Source organism: Mesorhizobium sp. M7A.F.Ca.MR.245.00.0.0, assembly GCF_003997415.1.
Lineage (GTDB): Bacteria > Pseudomonadota > Alphaproteobacteria > Rhizobiales > Rhizobiaceae > Mesorhizobium.
In genome coordinates this window covers 201,866-227,742 of the sequence record NZ_RZTE01000002.1, presented here as the reverse complement: position 1 = coordinate 227,742, position 25,877 = coordinate 201,866, and the positions used below count along the sequence as shown (strand labels likewise).

Annotated in this window: 27 protein-coding genes and 1 tRNA gene; 17 read left to right on the top strand and 11 right to left on the bottom strand. The window is 61.9% G+C overall.

Annotated elements, in window-relative coordinates; genetic code table 11:
• Nucleotides 1-18 precede the first annotated feature (18 nt).
• The 4 genes from leuA to EOB80_RS04075 all read left to right on the top strand — a co-directional run bounded on the left by leuA (nt 19) and on the right by EOB80_RS04075 (nt 5,443).
• Complete coding sequence (gene leuA, locus EOB80_RS04090) at nt 19-1,758, top strand: 2-isopropylmalate synthase (RefSeq protein WP_127326752.1); 1,740 nt, start codon at nt 19-21, stop codon at nt 1,756-1,758.
• Between the two features lie 183 nt (nt 1,759-1,941).
• Nucleotides 1,942-3,717 (top strand): hypothetical protein, encoded by a 1,776-nt coding sequence (locus EOB80_RS04085; protein ID WP_127326751.1) that lies wholly within the window; start codon nt 1,942-1,944, stop codon nt 3,715-3,717.
• A gap of 191 nt (nt 3,718-3,908) precedes the next feature.
• Nucleotides 3,909-4,712, top strand: a complete 804-nt coding sequence (locus EOB80_RS04080; RefSeq protein ID WP_127267384.1) for an alpha/beta fold hydrolase — start codon at nt 3,909-3,911, stop codon at nt 4,710-4,712.
• A gap of 113 nt (nt 4,713-4,825) precedes the next feature.
• Complete coding sequence (locus EOB80_RS04075) at nt 4,826-5,443, top strand: hypothetical protein (RefSeq protein ID WP_127317851.1); 618 nt, start codon at nt 4,826-4,828, stop codon at nt 5,441-5,443.
• Here EOB80_RS04075 and EOB80_RS04070 read toward each other — a convergent pair.
• The gene (locus EOB80_RS04070; protein WP_127326750.1) at nt 5,427-6,350 is read right to left on the bottom strand and encodes a metallophosphoesterase; all 924 of its coding nucleotides are present in this window, start codon (nt 6,348-6,350) and stop codon (nt 5,427-5,429) included. The two genes, EOB80_RS04075 and EOB80_RS04070, sit on opposite strands and share 17 nt — an antisense overlap.
• 53 nt (nt 6,351-6,403) lie before the next feature.
• On the opposite strand from EOB80_RS04070, the gene EOB80_RS04065 reads away from it, so the two are divergent.
• Nucleotides 6,404-6,898 (top strand): NUDIX domain-containing protein, encoded by a 495-nt coding sequence (locus tag EOB80_RS04065; protein WP_127317847.1) that lies wholly within the window; start codon nt 6,404-6,406, stop codon nt 6,896-6,898.
• Nucleotide 6,899: 1 nt separating this feature from the next.
• On the opposite strand, the gene EOB80_RS04060 is transcribed toward EOB80_RS04065, so the two are convergent.
• Nucleotides 6,900-7,892, bottom strand: a complete 993-nt coding sequence (locus EOB80_RS04060; RefSeq protein WP_127326749.1) for a glutathione S-transferase family protein — start codon at nt 7,890-7,892, stop codon at nt 6,900-6,902.
• Between the two features lie 273 nt (nt 7,893-8,165).
• Between EOB80_RS04060 and EOB80_RS04055 the strand changes: the two genes are divergently transcribed.
• The 6 genes from EOB80_RS04055 (at nt 8,166) to EOB80_RS04030 (ending at nt 13,001) form a co-directional block, all read left to right on the top strand.
• Nucleotides 8,166-8,702, top strand: coding sequence for an N-acetyltransferase (locus EOB80_RS04055; protein ID WP_127326748.1), 537 nt, complete (start codon nt 8,166-8,168; stop codon nt 8,700-8,702).
• Nucleotides 8,703-8,763: 61 nt separating this feature from the next.
• The gene (locus EOB80_RS04050; RefSeq protein ID WP_127326747.1) at nt 8,764-9,525 is read left to right on the top strand and encodes a 3-hydroxyacyl-CoA dehydrogenase; all 762 of its coding nucleotides are present in this window, start codon (nt 8,764-8,766) and stop codon (nt 9,523-9,525) included.
• Nucleotides 9,526-9,531: 6 nt separating this feature from the next.
• Nucleotides 9,532-10,713 (top strand): CaiB/BaiF CoA-transferase family protein, encoded by a 1,182-nt coding sequence (locus EOB80_RS04045; protein WP_127326746.1) that lies wholly within the window; start codon nt 9,532-9,534, stop codon nt 10,711-10,713.
• A gap of 31 nt (nt 10,714-10,744) precedes the next feature.
• Complete coding sequence (locus tag EOB80_RS04040; RefSeq protein ID WP_127326745.1) at nt 10,745-11,524, top strand: HugZ family protein; 780 nt, start codon at nt 10,745-10,747, stop codon at nt 11,522-11,524.
• Nucleotides 11,525-11,676: 152 nt separating this feature from the next.
• Nucleotides 11,677-12,021 (top strand): metalloregulator ArsR/SmtB family transcription factor, encoded by a 345-nt coding sequence (locus EOB80_RS04035; protein ID WP_127326744.1) that lies wholly within the window; start codon nt 11,677-11,679, stop codon nt 12,019-12,021.
• A 164-nt stretch (nt 12,022-12,185) separates the two neighbouring features.
• Entirely contained in the window at nt 12,186-13,001 is an 816-nt protein-coding gene (locus tag EOB80_RS04030; RefSeq protein WP_127326743.1) for an RNA methyltransferase, read from the top strand.
• 91 nt (nt 13,002-13,092) lie between these two features.
• On the opposite strand, the gene EOB80_RS04025 is transcribed toward EOB80_RS04030, so the two are convergent.
• Both EOB80_RS04025 and EOB80_RS04020 read right to left on the bottom strand, forming a co-directional pair.
• A complete protein-coding gene (locus tag EOB80_RS04025) occupies nt 13,093-14,229 on the bottom strand; it encodes a hypothetical protein (RefSeq protein ID WP_127326742.1) in 1,137 nt (378 codons plus the stop codon).
• 189 nt (nt 14,230-14,418) lie between these two features.
• Nucleotides 14,419-14,955 carry an EipA family protein gene (locus tag EOB80_RS04020; protein WP_236382921.1) on the bottom strand — a complete coding sequence of 179 codons (537 nt, stop codon included), beginning with the start codon at nt 14,953-14,955 and terminating at the stop codon, nt 14,419-14,421.
• Nucleotides 14,956-15,345: 390 nt separating this feature from the next.
• Here EOB80_RS04020 and EOB80_RS04015 point away from each other — a divergent pair, with 390 nt between their 5' ends.
• Together EOB80_RS04015 and EOB80_RS04010 are read left to right on the top strand one after the other, a co-directional pair.
• Nucleotides 15,346-15,975, top strand: a complete 630-nt coding sequence (locus EOB80_RS04015) for a histidine phosphotransferase family protein (RefSeq protein ID WP_127326741.1) — start codon at nt 15,346-15,348, stop codon at nt 15,973-15,975.
• 238 nt (nt 15,976-16,213) lie between these two features.
• Entirely contained in the window at nt 16,214-16,618 is a 405-nt protein-coding gene (locus tag EOB80_RS04010) for a response regulator (protein WP_024504503.1), read from the top strand.
• Between the two features lie 103 nt (nt 16,619-16,721).
• Here the strand turns inward: EOB80_RS04010 and ctrA are convergent, their stop codons facing one another.
• Complete coding sequence (ctrA, locus tag EOB80_RS04005; RefSeq protein WP_006203583.1) at nt 16,722-17,417, bottom strand: cell cycle two-component system response regulator CtrA; 696 nt, start codon at nt 17,415-17,417, stop codon at nt 16,722-16,724.
• Nucleotides 17,418-17,869: 452 nt separating this feature from the next.
• Here ctrA and EOB80_RS04000 point away from each other — a divergent pair, with 452 nt between their 5' ends.
• A complete protein-coding gene (locus EOB80_RS04000; protein ID WP_013529907.1) occupies nt 17,870-18,247 on the top strand; it encodes a flagellar export protein FliJ in 378 nt (125 codons plus the stop codon).
• An 86-nt stretch (nt 18,248-18,333) separates the two neighbouring features.
• Here the strand turns inward: EOB80_RS04000 and EOB80_RS03995 are convergent, their stop codons facing one another.
• Entirely contained in the window at nt 18,334-18,732 is a 399-nt protein-coding gene (locus EOB80_RS03995; RefSeq protein WP_023809911.1) for a helix-turn-helix domain-containing protein, read from the bottom strand.
• Between the two features lie 90 nt (nt 18,733-18,822).
• Between EOB80_RS03995 and EOB80_RS03990 the strand changes: the two genes are divergently transcribed.
• Complete coding sequence (locus tag EOB80_RS03990) at nt 18,823-19,749, top strand: NADP-dependent oxidoreductase (protein ID WP_127326740.1); 927 nt, start codon at nt 18,823-18,825, stop codon at nt 19,747-19,749.
• 62 nt (nt 19,750-19,811) lie between these two features.
• On the opposite strand, the gene EOB80_RS03985 is transcribed toward EOB80_RS03990, so the two are convergent.
• Nucleotides 19,812-20,087, bottom strand: a complete 276-nt coding sequence (locus EOB80_RS03985; protein ID WP_013529904.1) for a DUF1153 domain-containing protein — start codon at nt 20,085-20,087, stop codon at nt 19,812-19,814.
• A 287-nt stretch (nt 20,088-20,374) separates the two neighbouring features.
• Between EOB80_RS03985 and mnmA the strand changes: the two genes are divergently transcribed.
• Entirely contained in the window at nt 20,375-21,565 is a 1,191-nt protein-coding gene (gene mnmA / locus EOB80_RS03980) for a tRNA 2-thiouridine(34) synthase MnmA (RefSeq protein WP_127317831.1), read from the top strand.
• A 24-nt stretch (nt 21,566-21,589) separates the two neighbouring features.
• Here mnmA and EOB80_RS03975 read toward each other — a convergent pair whose 3' ends face one another.
• A complete protein-coding gene (locus EOB80_RS03975; protein WP_127317829.1) occupies nt 21,590-22,555 on the bottom strand; it encodes a Gfo/Idh/MocA family oxidoreductase in 966 nt (321 codons plus the stop codon).
• A 240-nt stretch (nt 22,556-22,795) separates the two neighbouring features.
• On the opposite strand from EOB80_RS03975, the gene EOB80_RS03970 reads away from it, so the two are divergent.
• Nucleotides 22,796-22,872, top strand: a tRNA-Met gene (locus EOB80_RS03970).
• Between the two features lie 806 nt (nt 22,873-23,678).
• On the opposite strand, the gene EOB80_RS03960 is transcribed toward EOB80_RS03970, so the two are convergent.
• From EOB80_RS03960 to EOB80_RS03950, 3 genes are read right to left on the bottom strand one after another with little or no spacing between them, the layout of a single operon-like run.
• Nucleotides 23,679-23,963, bottom strand: coding sequence for a copper-binding protein (locus EOB80_RS03960; protein WP_127317827.1), 285 nt, complete (start codon nt 23,961-23,963; stop codon nt 23,679-23,681).
• Nucleotides 23,964-23,987: 24 nt separating this feature from the next.
• Nucleotides 23,988-24,476, bottom strand: coding sequence for a cupredoxin family protein (locus tag EOB80_RS03955; RefSeq protein ID WP_127326739.1), 489 nt, complete (start codon nt 24,474-24,476; stop codon nt 23,988-23,990).
• A gap of 41 nt (nt 24,477-24,517) precedes the next feature.
• Complete coding sequence (locus EOB80_RS03950; RefSeq protein ID WP_127326867.1) at nt 24,518-25,876, bottom strand: copper oxidase; 1,359 nt, start codon at nt 25,874-25,876, stop codon at nt 24,518-24,520.
• Nucleotide 25,877: the final 1 nt, after the last annotated feature.

The window sequence follows — 25,877 nt, the reverse complement described above, 5'->3', positions numbered from 1 at the left end:
CCGCCGGGAGAAACGACGATGAACGCACGAGAAGAAATCCGCTCCGATGCCGCGGTAGCCGACACGGATTCGGCCAAAGGGATGCCCGACGCGGCTCGCAAATATCAGCCCTATCCGACCGTCGGCCTCACCGACCGGACCTGGCCTTCGAAGGTGATCGACAAGGCGCCGATCTGGTGCTCGGTCGACCTGCGCGACGGCAACCAGGCGCTGATCGATCCGATGGGCCATGAGCGCAAGGCACGCATGTTCGGCCTGCTGCTCGACATGGGCTTCAAGGAGATCGAGATCGGCTTCCCGTCGGCATCGCAGACCGATTTCGACTTTGCCCGCTGGTGCATCGAGGAAGGCAACGTGCCAGCCGATGTCTCGCTGCAGGTGCTGGTGCAGTGCCGACCGGAGTTGATCACCCGCACCTTCGAGGCGCTGAAGGGCGCCACCAACCCGATCGTCCATTTCTACAATTCGACCAGCGAGCTGCAGCGTCGCGTCGTCTTCGAAAAGGACGTCGGCGGCATCAAGCGCATCGCCACCGACGCCGCCAAGATGATCACGGACATGGCGGCCAAGGCCGGCGGAGGCTTTCGTTTCGAGTATTCGCCGGAGAGCTTTACCGGCACCGAGCTGGAAGTGGCGCTGGAGATCTGCAACGCCGTCACAGAGATCGTCAGGCCGACGGCGGACAACAAGCTGATCATCAACCTGCCCTCGACGGTCGAGATGTCGACCCCCAACATCTATGCCGACCGCATCGAGTGGATGTGCCGCAACCTCGACAACCGGGAAAACCTGCTGGTCTCGCTGCATCCGCACAATGACCGCGGCACCGGCATCGCCACCACCGAGCTCGGCCTGATGGCCGGCGCCGACCGTGTCGAAGGCACGCTGTTCGGCAATGGCGAGCGCACCGGCAATGTCGACATCGTCACGCTGGCGCTGAACATGTACACGCAAGGTGTCGATCCGTTGATCGACTGCTCCGACATCAACCGGATGAAGGACGTCTACGAATACTCGAACCAGTTGAAGATCCCCGAGCGCCACCCCTATGTCGGCGAACTCGTCTACACTGCCTTTTCCGGTTCGCACCAGGATGCCATCAACAAGGGCATGAAGGCGCTGAAGAAGGCCAATACGAGCCTGTGGGAAGTGCCCTATCTGCCGATCGACCCGGCCGATGTCGGACGCAGCTACGAAGCCATCATCCGCATCAATTCGCAGTCCGGCAAGGGCGGCATCGCCTATGTGCTGCAGGCCGATTACGGCCTCAACCTGCCGCGCAATCTGCAGATCGAGTTCAGCCAGGAAATCCAGGCGATCACCGATGCCGAGGGCAAGGAAGTGCCGGCCAGACGCATCTACGAGCGCTTTATCGAGACCTATGTCGACCAGCCCGGCGCGCGGCTGAAATTCCTCGATCACCACACCTATCCCAGCACCGAGATCAAGGGCCGGCGCGTCGTCGAGGCGGTCATCCTCGACGACGGCAAGGAAGTGACGATTACAGGCACGGGTACCGGCCCGATCGATGGTTTCGTCAATGCGCTGTCGCGCCATGTCGGCGTCGAGATGTCGGTGCTCGACTATTCCGAGCACTCGATGCAGCGCGGCTCGAACGCGTCGGCCATTTCGTATGTCGAGATGGAATATCCCGGTGGCAAGCTGTTCGGCGCCGGCATCAACACCAACATCGTCGCCGCCTCACTGGAGGCGGTGATGTCTGCCGCGAACCGTATCGTCGGTAAAAAAGCCGGCTGACGCCCGACGGGAACAAAGATCGGAACCCACCCAAACTGGTGACGGTTCCGATCTTTCGGGCCATTAACCACCGCGGAATTATCCGGTGGGTACGTGATCGCATAACGGGGTGTATACTTGTGTGGTGGTGCGGGACCTATATGATCGCGCCTCAACCTGTGCCGACTTCGAGAGGATCGACACTTGCAGCATGCCACGCCTGCCGCCCCCGCAGTGCGCGAGACACTGGAGCGACTGCTTGCCAGCCAAACGTTCGGCCGATCCGAACGCGCGCGCAAGCTGCTGCGTTATCTTGTCGAACGTGAACAGGCCGGCGAAGCCGACAGGCTCAAGGGCTTTTCCATTGCCATGGATGTTTTCGGCAAGGACGGCGACTTCGATCCGTCCACCGATGCCGTTGTGCGTGTGCAGGCAGGCAGGCTGCGCGAGCTTCTGCAGCACTATTTTGCCAATGAGGGAATTGCCGAGCCGGTCCGCATCGCCATTCCGCGCGGCGGCTATGTTCCAGCCTATGAATTGAACGCGATCCGCCTGCCCGATATTGCCGAGGCTGTTCCCGAACTCAGGCTGGACGGCGCCGCATCCGCCGATCAGTCGAACGAAGCCGGCACGGGCATGCTGGACGCGATGTCTCTGGCTTCCGTACCATCTTCGCCGGCTCCCTCGGTGGCGCGCCATCTCCGCTTTTTCTGGATGGCGATCGCCTTGGTCATCGCCATGCTGGGCGTACTGATCCTTCGCCAGGGCAGCACTGCCTTGCTGGCAGGCGGCGACATCTCGGCAACGCCGGAGATCGCTGGCGCAACCGCAAGCATCACGGCATCGGCAAGGGCTGACGCCCTGCCGCAAGTCTATATCGGACTGAAGGCTGACGGCCCCGACGCCAGCCGTGTCGCCGCATCGCTGCGCGCCGGCCTGAGTGGCTTCGATACGATCGACTTCATCGGCCGCGACACCGTCGGCGATCCGGCCGACGACGCGACGAGCTTCATATTCGACGTCCTATCTGGACCGGACGCGGGCGACATCACGATCGAACTGCAAAGCATGGCGTCCGGACGGGTGCTTCTATCGCGCAATCTCACCCCCGCCGACAGCGCACCTGCAGCGGTCGAAGACCGTATCGCCGACATGCTTAGCTCGGCACTCCCCGCCTCCGGCACCATCTACAACTATATCGAGCAGACCGGCACGCCAAACGGTCTGACGCAATGTCTGCTGCTCAACGGCAAATATTATCTGGACCAGAACGCCAGGACCCATGAGGCAGCCTACCGTTGCCTCGAGAAGCTGGCCAATGGTGGAACCAAGTCCTCGCTCGTCTATTCGGAACTTGCTTCCCTGCATCTCGAGGCGGTGTCCGATCATTACGCCTATCCGCCCAATGCGACGATTGAGACAGCCGTCGAGTTTGCCCATCGCGGCGTGCAGATGGGTCCGACCAGCCCTTATGCGCATCGCTCCTACGGCTATGTCAGTTCGCGCCTCGGCAATACGGACGAAGCGATCCGCTGGATGCGCAAGGCCTATGAACTCAACCCCTACGATCTCGGCATGGCCGCCGCTTACGGCTACGGGCTGATCTTCGCCGGACGATATGTTGAGGGAACGCCGATCCTTGATCATGCGGCGGAGACCTTCAGCGGGCACCCGACATGGTGGGATTATGGGCTGTTCGTCGGTGAGATCATGCTCGGCGACATGAACAAGGCAGTCGCAGCCAGCATGGCCCTGAGAACGACGGCAACGAAATCACACTATCTGGCGGCGCGGCTGATCGGCGCCAAGGCTGCCGGACAGGATCATCTGGTGAGCACGCTGCTGAAACAACTGACCACCGAGTTCCCCAAATTTGCCGCCGATCCGCGGGCGACTTTCGTCGAGCGGAAATATCCGGCCGACCTGACCGACCGGCTGGTCCAGGCACTCCGCGCTGCCGGGCTCGGCAGCCAAAGCTGACACCATCGACGTCCGCGCACTGGCTGTGCCGCGTCCCGATGGATTTCCTGCGCTCCGATCGCCGATTGGTCGCCAAGTTCTGTACACAACCGTACAAATCGCGAAAATTTTACTGGTCATCACGTTGGACTAGGAGCAATTCAGCCACCATTGGGTGTCGCGCATTCTGCAATAACAAAAAATCAGCTTTCATGACCGCATCACTTTTTGCCGCCGAAGAGGGTGTTGGCTCGAAGGCCATCGTCCTGTTGCACGGTTTCGGCGGCTGCCATGATGTATGGCACGAGGTGATTTCCGCCCTGACGCCTTCCACGCATACGCTGGCCTATGATCTGCCTGGGCACGGGTTGTCGCTCGATTTTCCCGCCGCCGGTCCCGCCAGGGTGGCAGCCAAGGCCGTGCTCGCCGATCTCTCGGAGCGCCGCCTGAAGCGCGTTCATCTCGTGGGCCACTCGATGGGCGGTGCCGTGGCGGCGCTGATGGCGCTGGCCGAGCCCGAAAAGATAGCCTCGCTGACGCTTCTGGCGCCGGGCGGCCTTGGCCCCGAAATCAATGGACCGCTGTTGCGCCGCTATGCCGAAGCCGCGGATCGGTCCGAGATCCGCTCCTGCCTCGCCGTCATGTCGGGGCCTTCAGCCCCGCCGCTCGAACATACGGTGGACACCCTTTGGGAAATGCGCAGGCGACCCGGCCAACTCGAAAAGCTCGTCGAGATCGCAGCCGCCATGACCGTGGACGGTCGGCAAGGCGTCATCCCACACGATCGCCTCGATGGACTGAACATGCCGGTGATGGTGGCATGGGGAATCAGCGATGCGGTGCTGCCCTTTACCCAGGCGGATGACCTGCCGGCGCATTTTCACGTGCACCACGTGCTGGAGGCCGGCCATATGCTGGCTGAGGAAGCCCCCGACCTTGTTGCCGAGATCATTCGCCGCAACACCAATCGTCGCGCCAGGCCACACCGCCAGAAATTCGCCGCCGCAGCCAGCTGACCTTTTTCGCGCACGACAACCTTCCTGGACACCCGGGGCCGTCGATCTCGCCAGTGCATTTTGCCGGCGGCTGTGTTAACCCGGTGTTAACCAAACCTACGAGGCAGACGCCGATGAAGGAAGCAGGCGAGAAGACCATCGACCAGTCCAAGAAACTGTCCGATGCCATCCGTGATGTCAAAAATGCCTTCGCCGACCGCGACGACGTCGTCGTCGACATGCGCGAGGCGCATCGCATGCGTCTCGATCTGCTCGCCGCCGAACTGGCACCGGTTTTTGCCGATGTTCCGGCCGATATGGACAATTTCGACTTTGTCGTCTCGTCCGGCTTGCAGCCGCGCCTGTGGATCGACGCCATCAGCCATGTCGCCATGGGGCGCGACCGCCGGACCTATCGCTTCCTCAAGGACACCCGTATCGGCCGAGTGGTGCTTGCCGAATCCACCGAGATGAAGCCGGTTGCCGATTCCGTGACGCGCTATGTCGCCGAGCGCATCGTCGAGCGTCAGAGGATGCTGGAAGGCGGCGTCGAACCCGCCGTCGCCGGCCTGAAACGTGCCTATGTGCCGGAAGCCGAACCGCCGCTGCGCGCAGCGGAGCGCGGCAAACGCTGGTCGGCCCTTCTGTCCGGGCTTGGCCTGGTCGCTGCCGGCGCACTGGTCGGCCTTGTGGTGTCGGTCGTCCTGTTCTGGGACCGCATCGTGGCCATGGTTGTCAATTTGCGGCCATAGCGGCCTCGGCGCCAAGCTCCACCGTCTGCAGATCGGATGGCGGTATGGACGGCCCGGTCAGGCCGCGCCGTGTCAGCCGGATCCGCCAATTGCCCGCCTCGCCGTCAATGTCGAACAGATTGTACTGCGCCGCCGGGTTCTTGCCGCCCGGCGCCTGGCCGGCGGCAGCGACACCGACCGCCGGGATCCTGACGCCGCGACCGCCTATGAAGAACAGCGACGGCAGATGCGAATGGCCGTGCAGCACAAGGTCGGCGCCGTGGCGACGAATGATCTTGTTGAAGCGGGCAATGCCGAACAGCCGCTTGTGCTGCGGGACCGCGCCGCGCACCGGCGGATGATGGATCATGATGGCGCGAAACAGCCCCTGTCCGGCGGTATCCCCAAGGATTTTGCCGAGCCGCTTCGCTTGGCCTTCCATGAAGAAACCATTGGCCATGAAGGGTGCCGTGGCGCGCGCCGTCGAGACACCGATCAGCGCGACGTTGCCGCGCACGCGCAGATAGGGAAATGCGTTACGATCGACCGGCGTGTTGACGCCGTCGCCGCTCATCCACGCCGCCCAGGATCGGCAGACCTTGTCGAAGGCGCCTGGCACATAGGCGTCGTGGTTGCCCGGAACGACCGAAACATCATGCGCCGGCCCCAGCGTCTCCAGCCAGTGCCTGGCCATCTCGATCTCGCCGTCGAGCGCCAGATTGACCAGGTCGCCGGTGACGGCGAGGTGGTCAGGCGTGTTCGCCTTGATGTCTGCGACGATCGTATCAATGACCGCATCATGCATATGGCGGCGGCGGTTGCGCTGCCAGTTGACATAGCCGAGCACGCGCTTGGAGGCGAGATCGCGATAGGATACATCGGGGAGCGGCCCCAGATGGACATCGGAAATATGCGCGAGCCTGAACATACAACCTTCATAGGCGACGCGCGCGCGGCTTTCCACCCACGGTTTCGCTATCAATGACGAGCCCTGAAGATGCCGTCCGCCAGACCGGCTGGCCAGGTTTGAGGGCCAGGCTGTTCCATCTCTATTTCGTGCTGCGGAGGCCGATGACGCTTGGCGTGCGCGGCCTGATCCACGACAGGGCGTCCAAGTCCGTCTTCCTCATTCGCCATACCTACGTACCAGGCTGGCAGCTGCCCGGCGGCGGCGTCGAAGTCGGCGAGACGATGAACGAGGCACTGGCCCGTGAACTGGCCGAGGAAGGCAACATCGCTCTCACCGCCCCGCCGGTGTTCAAATCGATGCATTTCAACCGCCGCTCCAGCCGCCGCGACCATGTCGGCTTTTATTTGCTCGAGCATTTCAGCCAGACGGCGCCGAAGCGGCCGGATCACGAAATCGCCGAAGCCGGCTTCTTCCCGCTCGACCGCTTGCCGCAGGGCACGACGCCCGCGACGCTGCGCCGGATCGCCGAGGTTTTTGACGGCGAGCAGCCCTCGCCCTACTGGTAGATCAGGCCGCCGCTTTCTCGAATCGCGCCCGGTCGTGTGGCGCGCCATAATCCAGTTCCGGTCCGACAGGCACAATCCGCGTCGGATTGATCGTCTGGTGGCTGCCGTAATAATGCGCCTTGATGTGAAGCAGGTTCACCGTCCCGGCCACACCAGGCACCTGGTAGAGATCACGCAGATAGTTGGACAGGTTCGGGTAGTCGGCGATACGGCGCAGATCGCATTTGAAATGGCCGACATAAACCGGATCGAAGCGCACCAGCGTGGTGAACAGCCGCCAGTCGGCTTCGGTGATAGGACCACCGACGAGATAGCGCTGCTTCGACAGCCGCTCCTCCAGCGTATCCAGCGCTGTGAACACTTCACCGAACGCCTCTTCATAGGCACGTTGCGTGGTGGCGAAGCCGGCGCGATAGACGCCGTTGTTGACCGCGGGATAGACCAGCGCATTGATGCGGTCGATCTCGCCGCGCAACGCCTTCGGATAGTAATCGAGGCTGGCGTCGCCCCATTCGTCGAAGGCTGAATTCAGCATGCGGATGATTTCGGAAGACTCGTTGGAGACGATGGTCTGCTCCTTTTTGTCCCACAGCACCGGCACCGTCACCCGGCCCGAATAGGCTGGATCGGCCTTGGCATAGATCTGGTGCAGGAAGTCGAGGCCGTAGAGCGTATCGCCCGTGGCGCCGTCCTCAGCCACGAACGTCCAGCCATTGGCGCCCATGAAATGATGCACCACCGACACCGATATGACGCCTTCCAGCTTCTTCAGCGCGCGAAAGATCAATGTCCGGTGGGCCCACGGACAGGCAAGCGAGACATAGAGGTGATAGCGGCCGGGCTCAGCCTTGAAACCGCGCGTCCGGCCTTCGGCAGGCGCCCCGTCAACGGTGATCCAGTCGCGCCATTGCGACTGCGTCCGCACGAACCTGCCACCATTGTCCGCTGTATCGTACCAGCGGTCCTGCCATCTTCCTTCGACCAGCAATCCCATGCAAATCTCCTTGCGTCCTGTTGGTTGATGTAGGCGCAAGGTTGCCCTGTCGAAGACGTCAGGTGCTGAACAGACCGTCACTTGGCAGAAATGACGGACAAAAACGGCCGATTGCAGCGGCGGGAAATTGATGCTAGCGGACAATCCGCATGTTCGACTTTGCTTTGATCCGGTTTGACCGACGACGAAAGGGCGCCCGCGCTTGATGAAGCGCTGACTGGCGAATGCTGCCGTTTGCAGCAAACCTTTCCTCCTTACCGGAACGCAAAGACCATGAGCCTTGCCGACGTGAAATACCTGCCGGAAACCCCGGTGCACGACCCCGAGATCGAAGCCATCAACGACGAAGCCTTCGGGCCCGGCCGCTTTGTGCTGGCGGCTTACAAGATTCGTGAGGCCGGAGGGCACGAGCGCTCGCTGTCCTTTGTCGCCGTCGATGGCGACATCGTCGTCGCCTCCGTGCGCATGACCCGCATCGCCGCCGGTGCCGGCCGCGCATTGATGCTCGGGCCTCTCGCCGTGCGGCCGGCCTTCAAGAATCTCGGCATCGGCCGCCGGCTGGTGGCGATCGCGCTGGAGGCCGCCGCCAAGACCGGCGCACCTGCCGTCATGCTGGTCGGTGACGAGCCCTATTACGGGCCGCTCGGTTTCAAGCGGATTCCGCGCGGCCAGATTTCGATGCCGCGCCCCGTCGATCTCGACCGGCTGCTGTCGCACGAGATCGCGCCGGGCGCGGTAGCCAGGCTCTTGGGCGAGGTCTGCCACGCCGATCAGGCCAGGGTGGCCGATCCTGCCGCGGCGATGGCTTGACCTTTCCCGTCGATCTGGCGCCTGATCCATCCCACTGTTCCTGAGATCAAAGGATGACGCCATGAACCCCAACGGCCAGATCGCGATCGTCACCGGCGGCGGCTCCGGCCTTGGCGAGGCAACGGCGCGCGCGCTGGCCGCCAAGGGCGCCCGCGTCGCCATCTGCGACGTCGGTATCGATCGCGCGGCCAAGGTCGCGGCCGAGATCGGCGGTATAGCCGTTCAGTGCGACGTCAGCAGCGCCGACAGCGGGACCGCTGCCCTCGCCGACGTTACGGCCAAGCTTGGCCAGCCACGGATCCTGGTCAACTGCGCCGGCATCGCCATCGGCGTGAAGACGATCGGCAAGGATGGTCCCCACCCCCTCGACCAGTATCGCAAGGTGATCGAGGTCAATCTGATCGGCACGTTCAACATGATCCGCCTCGTCGCCGAGCGCGCGTCGAAGCTCGAGCCGCTGCAAGGCGGCGAGCGCGGCGTCATCGTCAACACCGCTTCGGTTGCCGCCTATGATGGCCAGATCGGCCAGGCCGCCTATGCGGCGTCCAAGGGCGGCGTCGTCGGCATGACGCTGCCGGTGGCGCGCGACCTTGCCCGTTCCGGCATCCGCGTCTGCACCATCGCTCCCGGCATCTTCAAGACGCCGATGATGGCCGGCATGCCGCAAGAGGTGCAGGATTCGCTGGGCGCCGCCGTGCCGTTCCCGTCGCGCCTGGGCGAGCCGTCCGAATATGCCGCTCTCGCCCTGCACATCATCGAGAACCAGATGTTGAACGGCGAGACCATTCGTCTCGATGGCGCCATCCGCATGGCGCCGAAATAGAAGGTCATGAACGCCGGCCTGTCCGCTGCCGCTAAAACCGGTCCGCTGACCGGGCTGAAGGTGATCGAGATGGCCGGGCTCGGACCGGTGCCGCTGGCCGGCCTGATGCTGTCGGAGATGGGCGCGCAAGTGTTGCGCATCGAACGGACGGGGACGAGCGAGCTCCTGTCGCTGCCGGATGAGTACAACATCGACCGCCATGGCCGCGCCCTCCTGCGCCTCGACCTGAAGCGCCGTGAAGGCACCGATCTGTTGCTGCGCCTTGCCGAAAAGGCGGACATGTTGCTCGAAGGGTTTCGCCCGGGTGTCATGGAACGGCTTGGCCTCGGCCCCGAAACGGTGCTGGCGCGCAACCCGGCGCTGATCTACGGCCGTATGACCGGCTTCGGCCAGGACGGCCCGCTCGCCGGCCGCGCCGGCCACGACATCACCTACCTCGCCTATAGCGGCGTGCTGCACGCCATCGGCCATGCCGACGGCCGTCCCGTCCCGCCGCTCAACCTTGTCGCCGACTATGGCGGTGGCGCCATGATGCTGATTGCCGGCGTGCTGGCAGCCCTGTTCCAACGTTCGCGCACGGGCAAGGGTGAAGTCATCGACGCCGCGATGGTCGACGGCGCCTCGATGCTGGCGCTGCCCCTGCAGGCCTTGACGGCGGCCGGCTTGTGGAGCGACACGCGCGGCGCGAACCTGCTCGATTCCGGCGCCCCGTTCTACGACACCTATGAGACGTCGGATGGCGGGCACATCGCCATCGGCTGCCTCGAGCCGCAATTCTTCGCCGAATTCGCCAGGCTGCTGCCGCTCGACGAGCGCTTTGCGTCCGGCCAGTACGACAAGGCCCTGTGGCCGCCGATGCGCGCCGCCATTGCCGATCGGATCCGGCAGAAACCACGCGACGACTGGGACCTGCTGTTTGCCCAGACCGATGCCTGCGTGGCCCCCGTCCTGTCGCTGCAAGAGGCGAAGCACCACCCGCACAATCGGGCACGCAACGCCTCTGTGACGACAGGTGCATTTGAGCGCCCGGCCCCCGCGCCGCGTTTCTCGAGCTCGCAACCGACATTGGCCACTATGCCAGGCAATGAGGACTTGTCGCCATCGGCAATTCTGGCACGTTTCGGCTTTGCGAAAGCCGAGATCGACGGCCTTGTCAAATCCGGCTTGCTGACCGATAACGATAACTAGAGAAGAATGATCAACTTACTGCGGTGCTGCCTTGGACGAGCCGAAAAAGGACGTGATCCGCGAGACGGACGCCGAAGCGATCCGGCTGGCGAAGACGCTTCTGCGCAGCGCCCGCTTTGGCGCCCTGGCGGTGATCGAACCGCAAACCGGCTCGCCGCTGGCCAGCAGGGTCGGCGTGGCCACCGACATCGATGGCGCGCCGCTGATCCTGGTGTCGATGCTTTCGGCGCACACCGGCGCCCTGCTTGCCGATCCGCGCTGTTCCCTGTTGCTCGGCGAACCGGGCAAGGGCGACCCGCTGGCGCACCCGCGCCTGACATTGATCTGCCAGGCGGCACGGCTTGAGCGCGGATCTGCCGAACACGCCCGCGCCGAGCGCCGCTATCTCAATCACAATCCCAAGGCGAAACTTTACGCCGGTCTCGGCGACTTTTCGATCTTTCGCCTCGATCCGCAACGCGCCAGCCTCAACGGCGGCTTCGGCAAGGCCTACCACCTCGATCGATCGGATTTGCTCACCAGCGGACCGATCGTCGAGGAACTCGCGGCGCGCGAACAATCCGCCATCGACCACATGAACGCCGACCATCTCGACGCGATCGCCGTTTACGCACAGCATTTCGCGAAAGTATCCGGAAACGGCTGGCGTGTTGCCGGATTCGATGCCGATGGCATGGATCTGGTCTCGGGCGACGATGTTTGCCGGGCCTTTTACCCACAACCTTTGGCGGCGGCAGGGGGATTGCGGCACGTTCTGGTCGATCTGGCTAAGGCCGGCCGAGCCATTGTCGACGCCGGGACTGAGACTTAATTATGCTGGATCAAAAGCACCACTTGAGATTTAAGTGAAATGCTCTACCTTTTGGTGACGCTGAATCGCCAGCGCCGATCGACAAGTGAATTTATGGAATCAGACGCCATTGCCCCCATGGCGTCGGGATGAACAGGAAGCATGGGGGATCGATGGTCTCGACAAAGCTAATCGTGAACGCCGAAACGGCGGCAGAGTTTCTCATGCTGATGGGCAATGAGAAACGCCTGTTGATCATGAGCTACCTCGCCGAAGGTGAAATGTCGGTTGGAGCCATCGCCGAGAAGGTGATGCTCAGCCAATCCGCCCTGTCCCAGCACCTCGCCAAGTTGCGGGCGCTCGACCTAGTCGAGACCCGCCGCGACCGGCAGATGATCTACTACTCCTGCAAATCCGACGCCGTGCGAGAACTGCTTGTCATGCTGGACGGCATTTTCGGCAGCGGCAAGGATGATCTGTCCCAGATGGCGCACCGTTTGCGCCGTGCTGGAACCTGACCACATAGCGCCGATCTCGCCGGCGATTTCAGAGCGACATGCGCCCATCCGGGGCGTACAGAGCTGGCTGATTGTCCCGAATTGTCGCATCGTGCTTTCCAAACAAGGTGAGCGCCGGGAAGCGGTCCGGATTTTCGGGCCGATGCGACGGTCGCGAGGAATGCATGGATCCCATTCGCATCGACGACCCGCAAGATCCGCGCGTCGCTGCGTATCTCGACATTCGCGAGCGTGACCTCGCCGGCCGGCAAGGCCGCTTCGTCGCCGAAGGCAAGGTGGTGCTCGACCTGCTGCTCTCGACCGGGCGCTTTGCCGCCGAATCGATCCTGGTCCTGGAAAACCGGCTGGCAGGTCTCGACAACATCCTGAGCAAGGCGCCCGCCGACCTCCCGGTCTATGTCGCCACCAGCGCGGTGATGGACGCTATCGCCGGATTTCATATGCATCGCGGCATCCTGGCCATTGGCCGCAAGGGAGAGCCGCAGCCGGCCGAAGACCTGCTCGACGGCTTGCCGCCTCGGGCGCTGGTCGTGGTGCTCGTCGGCATCGCCAACCATGACAATGTGGGCTCGATCTTCCGCAATGCCGCCGCCTTTGGCGCTGACGCGGTCCTGCTGGATGCGACATGCTGCGACCCGCTCTATCGCAAGGCGATCCGCGTTTCGGTCGGCGCCGCGCTCAAGATCCCTTTCGCATCGTTCTCCGACACCGCCGGCTTCACGACAATGCTCGCCCGACGTGGCTTCGAACAATTCGCGCTGTCGCCACGCGGGAAGACCGACATCCGCGATGCGCAGCGCAGCAAGCGCCTAGCGCTCTATCTCGGCACCGAGGGCGAAGGCTTGCCGGGCAACCTGCTCGCAAGCCTGCGCAACGTGCGGATCACCATGGCGGAAGGATTCGACAGCCTGAATGTCGCCGCGGCTTCAGCCATCGCGCTGCATCATTTTTCGGCTAGAGCAATTCCAGGAAAAGTGTGAAGCGGTTTTCCGTCCAGAATTGCGTCAAAGCAAAGAGTTAGGGCATTTCGCCGTTTCCGTGAAACGGTGAAATGCTCTAAGGAGGCCTGATTCAGCTTGTCGCGTCAGCCTTCTGCAGCGCGCGCACGCGGTCGGCAAGACTGCGGTCACCGTTGCCGGAGCGGGCGTCCGACGGTACCGCCAATGCCTTGGCGATCGGCGAACCAGGCCCCTCGAGCTTCGCCGTCAGATGGACGACCTCCGCCGCCAGCGCGTTCATCTGCTCGCGCAAGGCGGAGCTGCTGTCCGTGGCCGTGGACGCGGCCAGTGCGGTGAGGTCGGCCTTCAGCCGCTTGTTCTCGCGCGCCAGCGCCGTCAGCCTCGCCTCGAGCTGCTCACGGTCACTGTCGAGCTTGGCGATTGCCTTGTCCAAGTCATCGCTCTTGGCGACATCGCCGCCCTTGCCGACCAGGCGCAAGGCTGGCGCGCTGTCTTCGGATTTCGATCTTTCGCGCATGCGTGCCAGTTCCTTTTCGCGGCGGTCGAGTTTGTCTTCGCGATCGGCAAGTGTGGCCAGCAGCCGCTCGACCTTCTTGTCGAGCTCGGCGGTCCTTTTCTTCTCGGCTTTCAGGGCCTCCCGCGCGGCCTTGCTTTCGGCCGCGATTTCCTGGCCGCGCCTGTCGGCTTCCTTGCGCTGGCCGCGCAGCATCGCAATGTCACTGGCGAGTTTCTGCATTTCGGACTCTCGCGCCACGAGCTCGATCTGTCGGCTGCTCGAGGAAAAACTGGCGTCGTCATACATGCGCTCCAGCTTTTGCAGCTCAAGTGCACGCTTCTCCAGCTTGCGTTCGGTTTCCTTCAGACGCTCCGAAAGCTGCTGCAACTCGCCCTCTCGCTGGCGCAGCGCTTCGTTCTTCGCGCCCAGCTCGGTCAGCGCCTGGTTCTTGTCCGTCCGCTCGACCGCCAGGCCCTTCATGGCCTCGCGACCGCGATTGATCTCGACCAGTTGTTCGGCCGTCTTCTCTCGCAACGCCTTGACGCTGATTTCCAGGCGGCGCGTCGTCATGGCGTATTCGGCGCGGATGCGATCCTTGTCCGCCTGGATTTCGGTTTGCGTCAGAGGGATCGAGGATTCGACGCGTCTGCGTGTAAGCGTGACCGCACGACGCCATATGGCCGGAGCCACCATGAGCGCCAGAAAGCCAGCACAGAGAAAGCCGAGGACGAAGAACAGGACCGACTGGACCAAGTGACTACCCGTTGTGGCCGGTAAGCATCAAACCAGATAAACCAAAGCGCATAGAGCGCTTTGACTGTGCCACGTTGACATGGCGGAAATCCAGCGTTGCGGCAAGGGTTTGCCGCAACGCCACGAGTTTAATGCATGTCGCCCCAAAAGCGGTCCCGGTTTTGGGAAACGACAGCCAAGGACTTCAGCTTAGAACGGATTCCAGGTGGCGCGCTCGGTAAGCTTCAGATAGCCGAGATTGACGCCAAGCCGGGCACCGACACCGGTGCGGATCGGCACCAAAACCACATTGTTGTTCTTCAGCACGTTGAAGCCGACGCCAGCCACCACATAGGCCGAACCGGCGACGCCGCCATAGCGGTTGTAGAGGCTGCCCACATCGTCGAGATTGTAGACCAGCATCATCACCCGCGACCCCTCGCCGCCGAAATCCCAGCCGAGCGATGGGCCTTGCCAGAACACTTTGTGATCGCCGGCATTCTTGGTGTAGAGCGTGCCTTCGCCATAGGTCAGGCCACCGATCAGCGCGCCCGAGCCCTCTTCGCCCAGCAGATAGCCGTTGGGCAGGCCGTAGGAAGCAAAAATCTTCTCGACGACTGTGGCGAGCCCGCCTGATGTCGCGCCGAAGAACTTGTGACCGGAATCGACAATCTCCTGAGCGGTGTATTCCTGGGCCCGCAGGGCTGAAGTCGAGAAGACGAGAACGCCCAGGAGCGTGACCGCCATTGAGAAGACACGGAGAAAGCTCCGGTCGTAGTATCGGGAAAACATGCTTCCAATCTCCGTCAGGGAGCACCTTCGCCGACGCCTCGCACCCCGTACGGCTCTTTAGCCGGCCGTTAAGGGTAACTGTTAGGGGCAAACTATGCCGTAATCCTTTTTCAACCATTAAGCTCACACATGAACATGGCGGTTCGAAGGCTGTTTGGGGTCGCTCAAGTGGGGCCGGCAGCCTGCGTGAACACGCCATTTGCCACAACCACAATTTGGATTTGTTGCTGCACGCACGGGCGCTGTGTATTCAGAAAGCCCGAGGAGATAGTGTGTGATTCGTGTGGCAGGCGACGATCGATCGCCCGGCCATGAGTTGTGAGATTTTGCAGGGATTTTTCGCCGATGGCCGATCTGTTCACCCTTTCCTCACCCGATCTGGCAGCGCTTTTGTGCAGTCGGGTCTGCCACGATATCATCTCGCCGGTCGGCGCGATCAACAACGGGCTCGAATTGCTTGATGAAGGCGGCGCCGACGAGGACGCCATGAAGCTGATCCGCCAGAGCGCCCGCAACGCTTCGGCCCGCCTGCAGTTCGCCCGCATCGCCTTCGGTGCCGCCGGCTCGGCCGGCATGTTGATCGATACCGGCGATGCCGAAGCGGTCGCCATCGCCTTCCTCAAGAACGAAAAGCCGGAACTGACCTGGAACGGGCCCCGCGCGTTGCTGCCCAAGAACAAGGTCAAGCTGCTGCTCAACCTGATCCTCGTCGCCAATGCCGCCATTCCGCGCGGCGGCAAGCTTTCCGTGACGCTGGAAAATCTTGAGACCGAACCTCGTTTCGCGCTTGCATCGGCTGGCCCGATGCTGCGTGTGCCGCCGAAATTCCTCGAACTGCATTCCGGCCACAAGCCGGAGGAACCGATCGACGCGCATTCCGTGCAGCCCTACTACACGCTGCTTCTGGCGCGCGAAGCCGGCATGACGATATCGATCCACGCGACGCCGGAAGAAATCGTGCTTTCTGCGGCCTGATTGCGCAGCCGATAGCGCGAAGTATTTCTACATTGAAATCTGTAATTCCAGCTCATCGACTTGAGATGCGTCTGGTCGTCCAGGCAGCGCCAAAGCATTCGCGAATAAAAGTAGGCACCTGCCTATTTGTAAAAAATTTTACCTAACGCCTTTTCGGCTTCTTTACCAGATTGGCCTATGGTGCGTCCTGGATGCCCCCGACGCTACCGGACTGCCAGAAGGCAAAGAGGACCCGGAAATGAAACGCTGCATGTTCGTCGACGATTCAAGCGTCATCAGGAAGGTTGCAAAACGCATCCTGGGCGGCTCCGAAATGATTGTCATCGAGGCCGCCAGCGGACTTGACGCGCTGGAGATGTGCGCCGCCGACATGCCCGACATCATCGTCGTCGATGGCGCCTTGCCCGACGTACCGGCGGTCGATCTCATCCGTCGCGTCCGCGCCATGGAGAGCCCGATAAGGCCGCAGATCCTGATTTCCCTTGTCGAGCTCGATATTGCTTCGATCATGCGGGCCAAGCGCGCCGGCGCCCAGGGCTATCTCTTGAAGCCGTTCAATCGCCCGCAGCTGCTCGAGCGCTTTCGCACCTTGAAGAGCGCACCTGATTCGGCATCCTTGAGCAATTCCAGAAAAAGTGCGTGACGGGTTTCTTGCTCAGCAGCCCAAAACAGACCCTTACCAGCCGTCATGCAAAAACCCGGCCGAAGCCGGGTTTTTTATGGAAAAGATTCGAGCGATTCGTCGCTCAGGCGCTGACGCGAATGTCTTCCGGTTCGCGCAGCACATAGCCGCGCCCCCAGACCGTTTCAATGTAGTTCTGACCGCCCGATGCCGCGTCGAGCTTTTTGCGCAGCTTGCAGATGAAGACGTCGATGATCTTCAACTCAGGCTCGTCCATGCCGCCATAGAGGTGGTTGAGGAACATTTCCTTGGTCAGCGTGGTGCCTTTGCGCAGCGAAAGCAACTCCAGCATCTGGTATTCCTTGCCGGTCAGGTGCACGCGCTGGCCGCCGACTTCGACGGTCTTGGCATCTAGGTTGACCACCAGGTCGCCGGTGGTGATGACCGACTGGGCGTGGCCCTTGGAGCGCCGCACGATGGCATGAATGCGGGCAACCAGCTCATCCTTGTGGAACGGCTTGGTCATGTAGTCGTCCGCGCCGAAGCCGAGGCCGCGCACCTTGTCCTCGATGCCGGCCATGCCGGAGAGGATGAGAATAGGTGTCTTGACCTTTGAAAGGCGAAGCGTTCTCAAGACCTCGTAGCCCGACATATCAGGCAGGTTGAGATCGAGAAGAATGATATCGTAGTCGTAGAGCTTGCCTAGATCGACGCCCTCTTCCCCGAGATCGGTCGTGTAGACGTTGAAACTTTCCGATTTCAGCATCAGTTCGATGCTTTGTGCGGTTGCACTGTCATCTTCTATCAGCAGAACACGCATTTCATTCCCCTTTTCTGCTGCCGGACCATTTCACGACCCGTCCGGACCCGGAGCAGTGGTTGCCTTGTGCAGAGGCTGCCATTGAATGGTTAACAAATCCTAATTTCCCGTCCATGACGGTACCAGATTTTTTAACCTCTTTCTACACCCTCTTGAATCTAATAACGAATCTTAGAACCAAATTCCTAATGCAACACATTAACAACCTGAACTAAGCGACTCCAGGGACTCATCGACGTCGCTTCCGCATCGGTGGCCGGAATTTTTACCCGGCCTTAAGTCCTGACCCGTATGATTAACAATGCCCGTAAACGAATGGTTACCGCCGGCAAAAAACTTTAGGGTTTTGTTTCCCATAGTTCGGGGAAAGGCGGTGGACACGGGTGCGGCCTGGGCGTTTCCAGGTGGTTTGGACGATAAGTGCGGGTGTGCGTTTCCGGGAGTACCGAATCATGAAGTCACGTGAAAACCTCGTTCGGCTGAAACAGTTTCAGGTGAATGAGAAGCGGCGGCAGCTGCTGCAGCTCGACATGATGATCGCCGAGTTCGAACGCATGGCCGTCGAGCTGGAGCTTCAGATCACCGCCGAGGAAAAGAAGGCCGGCATCACAGACATCAACCATTTCGCCTATCCGACCTTCGCCAAGGCGGCTCGCCTGCGCCGCGACAACCTCAGGAATTCCCAAAGCGACCTCGCCCAGCAGCGAAGCGCCGCCGAATCATTACTCGGCGAAGCTGAAGCGGAGCTTTCCAAGGCGGAAATGCTGGAATCGCGCGACACGAAGATCCGCGAAGCCGAAGTCGGTGGCCGCAGCGCCATGATCGGCTAAGACCTGGCGGTTTGCCGCACCAACGCTCGCCATCAGGCTGGCGCATTGTCGCGGCTTGCGGCTCCGGCGGGAAAAATGAACCCGCCCTACGCGGCCCAATCCCCTTCACTCTCGGCAATTGCCCTTGCACGGGCATCCTTGATATCCGGCGCATGCTGCTCCGCCCATGACCTGATCTGGGTAAGCAGCCCCGCCAGGTTCTGGCCGAGCTCGGTCAATTCATATTCGACGCGCGGCGGAATGACCGGGAAAATCTCGCGCCGCACCAGGCCGTCGCGCTCGAGCACCCGCAGCGTCTGCGTCAGCATCTTCGGCGTGATGCCCTCGAGCTTCCGGGCAAGCTCGCCATTGCGCAGCCGGCCTTTGCGTAGCGCGCAAACCACCAGATACACCCATTTGCTGGCCAGCATCTCCAGCACGGTGTGCGAAGGGCACGTTCGCCGGAACGCGTCATAGCCGAAACCGCAATCATCTTCACTATCCATGAGGTGCGTATATATCAGGAAGGTACATACTGGACAAGGGGATATTACTATCCAAATGATAGTGGCACCAACCAAGCAGGAGACATCTCAATGCGTGCCGTTATCCAGAATTCCGTCGGCGGACCCGACGTCCTTGTCATCGCCGATCAGCCGGATCCCACGCCAGAGGCCGGCGAAGCGCTGGTCCGCGTCAAGGCCGCAGGCATCAATCCGGTCGACGGCGCCGTCCGTGCCGGCTACTACCCCTTGCTCGGCGAGCCGCCTTACATCCTGGGTTGGGATATCTCGGGAACTGTCGAAGCACTCGGCGCCGGCGTCACCGGCTTCAAGATCGGCGACGAGGTGTTCGGCATGCCGCGCTTCCCCAAGCAGGCGGCGGCCTATGCCGAGCTGGCTGCCGTGCCTGCCGATCAAATCGCACTGAAGCCGAAGGGCGCGGACCACCTCAAGGCAGGCGCCTTGCCGCTGGCCGGCCTCACCGCCTGGCAAGGGCTTGTTCGCCACGGCGGACTGAAATCGGGGCAGCGCATATTGGTCCATGCGGGAGCCGGCGGCGTCGGTCATCTGGCGGTGCAGATCGCCAAGGCGCGCGGCGCCTACGTTGTCGCCACGGCCAGCCCGGGCAAGCTCGATTTCGTCCGCGAACTCGGCGCCGACGAGGTCATCGACTACACCAAGGGCGATTTCACCGATCAGGTTCGCGACATCGATCTGGTGCTGGATCCAATGGGCGGCGACCACGCCCAACGCTCGCTGAAGGTGCTCAGGCGTGGCGGCGTGCTGGTGTCATTGCTCGATGTCAGCGACAACACCAGGGCCCAGGCCGGCGCGCGAGACATTCGGGTCGAGCGTATGTCCGTCGTGCCCGACAGGGAGGGCCTGGTGGAACTGGCTCGGTTGATCGATGCCAACAAGCTCGCCGTCCATGTGGCGAAGAGCTTCCCGCTGGACCAGGCGGGGGCCGCTCACGCCTTCCTCGCCACCAAGCCGATCGGCAAGGTTGTGCTATCGCTCTGAGCGGGAACGGTGAAAACAGAAGGGCGCGGGGTTAGCCGCGCCCTTCGTCTAAATTCGCAATGTCAGTGCCGGTATTGCTGGATGCGTGTCGTGCGCAGCCCGGCAAGGCCATATTCGTCGATCGACGCCTGCCAGGACAGGAATTCCTCGGTGGTGAGCTTGTAGCGTTGGCATGCCTCGTCCAGGCTCAAAAGCCCGCCGCGCACGGCCGCAACCACTTCCGCCTTACGCCGGATAACCCAGCGACGTGTATTGGTCGGCGGCAGATCGGCAATCGTAAGAGGGCTGCCGTCAGGCCCGATAACATATTTGACTCTCGGTCTAACCAGATCGGTCATCGTACTCTCTACAAAAAACTCAAAGACCCAATCCCCGCCACGTTACCGCCACAGCTTTAAAAATTGCCTAAGCAGACCCTAATGACTAGGTAAGGATCATGAACGCCGCGTTAGTCTTTTCGCCGGCATTTGAAACATCTGCCCGCAAACCCTGATTTGCCGGGAAAATGCATCCCTTGGCGGAGATCGGCCGCAACCGGTGAATCGCCCTGCACGCTGGCGCGCCGGTAAAGCTTGACCTATATTCTCGACATTGGCATTGAGGCGCCGCGCAGAACGAAAGCATCATGAACAGTCTCGATCTTCCCGGACGTCCCGAAAACACCCGCATCGTCGTCGCCATGTCGGGCGGCGTCGATTCCTCTGTCGTCGCAGGCCTGCTGAAACGCGAGGGCTACGACGTCGTCGGCGTCACCTTGCAACTCTACGACCACGGCGCGGCGACGCACCGGGCCGGCTCATGCTGCGCCGGGCAGGACATCGACGATGCCCGCCGTGTCTCCGAGACGCTCGGCATCCCCCATTATGTGCTCGACTACGAGGAACGCTTCCGCAAGGCGGTCATCGATCCCTTCGCCGAGAGCTATGTCGCCGGCGAGACGCCGATCCCGTGCGTTTCCTGCAACCAGACGGTGAAGTTCGCCGACCTGCTAGCCACCGCCAAGGAGCTCGGCGCCGACGCGCTGGCCACCGGCCACTACATCCGTTCCGGCGCCAACGGCGCCCACCGCGCGCTCTACAGGCCGGTCGACGCCGACCGTGACCAGAGTTATTTCCTGTTCGCCACCACGCAGGCACAGATCGATTATTTGCGCTTTCCCCTCGGCGGCCTGTCGAAGCCTCAGGTTCGCGCCATCGCCGAGGAGATGGGGCTGGCGGTTGCCGCCAAGCAGGACAGCCAGGACATCTGCTTCGTGCCGCAGGGCAAGTATTCCGACATCATCGCCAAGTTGAAGCCAACTGCGGCCAATCCGGGCGACATCGTCCACATCGACGGCCGCGTGCTCGGCCGCCATGAGGGTATCCTGCGCTACACGATCGGCCAGCGCCGCGGCATCGGCATCGCTTCCGGCGAGCCGCTTTACGTCGTCCACCTCGATGCCGACCGCGCTCGCGTCGTGGTTGGCCCGCGCGAGGCGCTGGAGACGCACAAGATCTATCTGCGCAATATGAACTGGCTGGGCGACGGACCGCTCACAGACGTCCCTGCAGGCGGCCTGGAGCTGTTCGCCAAGGTCCGCTCGACGCGGCCGCCGCGCCCGGCCGTGCTGCATCATCGTGCCGGTGCCACATGGGTGGAACTGGTCGACGGCGAATCCGGCATCGCGCCGGGCCAGGCCTGCGTGCTCTACTCCGATGACGGCAACGAAGCTCGCGTGTTCGGCGGCGGCTTCATCGAGCGTTCGGAGCGTGGCGCCGAGGCCGAGGCCATGCTGACCCGGCTTGCCGCCCGGCCGGCCCAGATTCCCGCGGAATAAGATTCCCGCCGAATAATCCGCGTTTCAGGAATTGGACTTGGTGTGGGTGACCGTGCCGGCGGTCAGGATGCGTAGCACCCTGATCGCTTCCTCGCCGCTGGTACGCGGTTCGGCACGCGTCTCGATGCACTGGATGAAATGCTCCAGCTCGCGTGTCAGCGGCATGCCCTGGGCAACCGCGACATAGGATGGCTCATTGGTGGTGAAGGCCCATTGGCCGCTGTCCTGCCACACTGCATGGCGGTAGACGGCAAGCTTGCGTTCCCATGGCTCGACATCGTCGAACACCGCCATCGCCTTGGTGCCGACCACGGTCAGCCGCCGCTCCCGATAGGGATTGAGACGCGAGGTGAAGAGATGGCTGCGCAGGCCGTTGGGGAAGCGCATGTGCAGATGCGCGAAGTCGCTGAGATTGTCGAGCAGGGCGGCCCCCTCGCCGCGCACCTCGATCGGCTCCGTGCCGGTGATCGCCAGGATCATCGACAGATCGTGCGGCGCCAGGTCCCACAGCGCGTCGTTCTCTGTGTGGAACTTGCCGAGGCCGAGCCGGTGCGAGTGGATGTAGCGGACTTCGCCGAGCTCGCCCTTGTCGATCAGCCCTTTCAGCGTCTCGAAGGCAGGGTGGAACCGCAGGACATGGCCGACCATGAAGACGCGGCCATTGTCCTTGGCCGCCTGCACCGCACGCTCGGCATCCGCCACAGTCAGAGCGATCGGCTTTTCCACCAGCACGTCCTTGCCGGCCGCGACGGCACGCACGGCAAGGTCGGCATGGAATTGCGGCGGCAACGCCATGACGATGGCGTCGATATCGTCACGCACGAACAGCTGGTCCGGCTCGATCGCCAGGCAGTCCTGCTCGCTGGCGAAGCCTTCTGCGCGGGCCCGGTTGGTGTCGGAGACCGCGTACAGCGCGCCGAGCGCCTTGAGAGTGCGGATGTGGTTGCTGCCCCAGTATCCGCAACCGAGGACTGCTATGCGCGGCTTCATCTGTTTCAACTCTAAAAACTCGTGGCCGAGACATAGCGACGTGCCCCTTCGAACTCAACCCCGGCGGCGGCAACCAAATGTCCGCGTGGCAAAGCTTTTTCGATAATGACGATAAGCCGGCAAGCCGGTTGCTTCGAAGCTTGACAGGCTCACCCTCCCAACCTTATATCCGCGCGACCTTGGCGAACGCCCCCGACATGCCTTTCGATTTGAGGCGGATTTCGGGCCTTTCGCCGCCCTGGCGGGGTAGCTCAGTTGGTTAGAGCACGGGAATCATAATCCTGGGGTCGGGGGTTCAAGTCCCTCTCCCGCTACCATCACTGCCACATAAGCGTCTGATATCAATGTATATTTTTTGGCGAGAAGGTTTGGAGAAACCTACCTAGACAATCCTGATTCTTCTAACTGATTGATAATAAAGGTATTTTGTCTCGGGGTTCTAAACCCCACCAGTACCATCCTGAACTCGCAATTACAGCTGCCTTTGCCCGCCGCATCGCGGACAAGGCAAACCGGCCAATCAATGCAAGCCTCGTCAGCGATATGGGCAGGCGGAAAATGACACCGGCCGATCCGATTCTGATCCGAATCTTCAAGGATGAGAGTGAGTGGAGATCTGGAAACGCAATCGCTCGGGGCGATATGCGCTCTTGGAAAACACTTCCCATGCGCCGCTGGTCCGGCAAACTCGAACATAGGCGCGATAGATGATAGTATTCTGTCCCATCCTCGGGAATAGGACATGCGCGCCATTGCATTTTTTGCCGGCGTTTGGTGGCTACGCCCTCGATAGCGGCGGAGCAACTGGTCTTCTACACCGCCATTTTTCCCGATGCGACGTCGGTCAAGCTCAGCGTGCAGACAGACGCGAGTGGCGCCATCAGGTATGAAGATACCGGTAGGCATCGTGCAGGCGTTCGCTGTGCCTCCCCGGCTTACGTGAGCGTGGGTACGCGAAAATATCCTATAGTGATGCCTCTGAGCCGCTCCGAGCGTGATGATTGGAAAGAAAATCTCTGGATTACATTCTGCGCCGCCCCCTTATTCTGGCACCCGTGCTCATGGCATTGCCCGATCGGAGCGTTGCCGCGGGTTGATTTCAACCCGCGGCGCTAGTCCCGGATCACTTGATACCTGTGACCGTGATGCGTCCGTTGACGCGGTCGGCTGTAAACTCGATCGCCTGACCCGATTTGACCTTCTTGAGCATGCCGTCCTCCGCGACGACGAACACCATCGTCATCGCGGGCATGTCGAGATTCGTCAGCGGCTCATGTTTGATCGTCAGCTTTTTCTGTTTGGCGTCGACCTTGATGACTTCGCCCTTCACGTATTCCTGCGCAAGCGCGCTCCCGCCAATGGCGAGTACGAGCGCGAGTGTCGATAGTACTTTTACCAATAGTGCCATGGTTGCTTCCTTCGCGTTTCTGACTCAGTTGGCGACGGTGATGTCGCCCTTCATGCCGGAATCGTAGTGACCCGGGACCAGGCAGGCGAAACCGAACTCGCCGGCATTGGCGAACGTCCAGATGATCTCGCCTCTGGCACCGGGCGCCAGCCGGATCGCGTTGGGATCGGCGTGCTCCATCTCGGGGAATTTCTCCATCAGCGCCTTGTGCTCCATGATCCCTTCATGGACGTCCATGACGAATTCGTGGTCAATTTTGCCTTTGTTGACGAACTTCAGGCGAACGGTTTCACCCTTCTTCACCTTGAGCACAGCCGGTTGGAACAACATCGTCCCGTCGTCCTTCTCCGACATGGAGATGCTGACAGTCCGCTTGGCCTTGCCGGCCTCACCAGGGTTACCGATCGGCATCGTGGCAGCTTTGTCTCCATGGCCTCCGGCGTGGGTGCCACTGGCAAGAGCTGCTCCGGAATTGATCGCCATCAAAATGGCCGCTGCGATCATTTGTTTCATGCTGCACACTCTCTTTGTTGGGGTTGAGGGGGTTCGGTTTGTCATCCCTGCTTGCCGTGACCGCCGTGCACTGCCGGGGCCATCGTCTTTGCGTCGCCTGACTTTGTGGGGGCCGGAACATCACCGGTCCATTCGTAAGCCACGGTTCCTTCCGGATGTTTGTACCATCCGGGATCGGCGTAATCGTTCGCGGACAGGCCTTCGCGCACCTTCACGACCGAGAACATGCCGCCCATCTCGATGGGGCCGAATTGGCCCCAGCCGGTCATCATCGGAACGGTGTTGTCCGGAAGCGGCATCTCCATCTCGCCCATGTCGGCCATGCCGCGGTCACCCATCGCCATGTATTCGGGCTGCACCCGGCGGATCTTGTCGGTGACCTTCGAGTTATCGACACCGATAAGCGTAGGCACGTCGTGGCCCATGGCGTTCATCGTGTGATGCGACTTGTGGCAATGGATCGCCCAGTCGCCTTCGTATTTGGCTTCGAACTCGTACGCCCGCATGGCGCCGACGGGGATGTCGATCGACACCTCCGGCCACCGCGCCTCGGGGCGGACCCAGCCGCCATCGGTGCAGGTCACCTCGAAGTCGTAGCCATGCATGTGGATCGGATGATTGGTCATCGTCAGGTTGCCGACCCGGACCCTGACCCGGTCGTTCTTAGCCACTGGAAGATGACTGATCCCCGGAAAGATGCGGCTGTTCCAGGCCCAGAGATTGAAATCCGTCATCTCCATGATGCGCGGGACGTAGGATCCGGGCTCGATGTCGAATGCGTTCAGCAGGAAGACGAAGTCGCGGTCCACCCGCATGAATTTCGGGTCCTTGGGGTGGATGACGAAGAAGCCCATCATGCCCATCGCCATCTGGACCATTTCATCGGCGTGCGGGTGGTACATGAAGGTGCCGCTCTTCACGAGGTCGAACTCGTAGACGAAGGTCTTACCGGGGGGGATTCCAGGTTGGGTAAGACCGGTCACGCCGTCCATGCCGCTGGGCAGGATCATGCCGTGCCAATGCACTGTGGTGTGCTCCGGCAGCTTGTTGGTCACGAAGATGCGGACCCGATCGCCCTCGACCGCCTCGATGGTCGGCCCGGGGGACTGACCGTTATAACCCCAAAGATAGGCAGTCGATCCGGGCGCCAGTTCCCGCTCGACCGCTTCGGCGACAAGGTGGAATTCCTTCACACCGTTGTTCATGCGGTGCGGCAGCGTCCAGCCGTTGAGCGTCACCACCGGCTGGTAGTCCGGGCCGCTCGTCGGAAATAACGGTGGCTGCATGTCCGGGGACTCCATTACCGCCGCGTCCGGCAAACCCATCGCCGAGGTCTTGGTCCATGCCGTGGCGCCGGCGAGCAGGGCTCCCGCGCTTAGCAACTGACGTCTTGAAAGCATT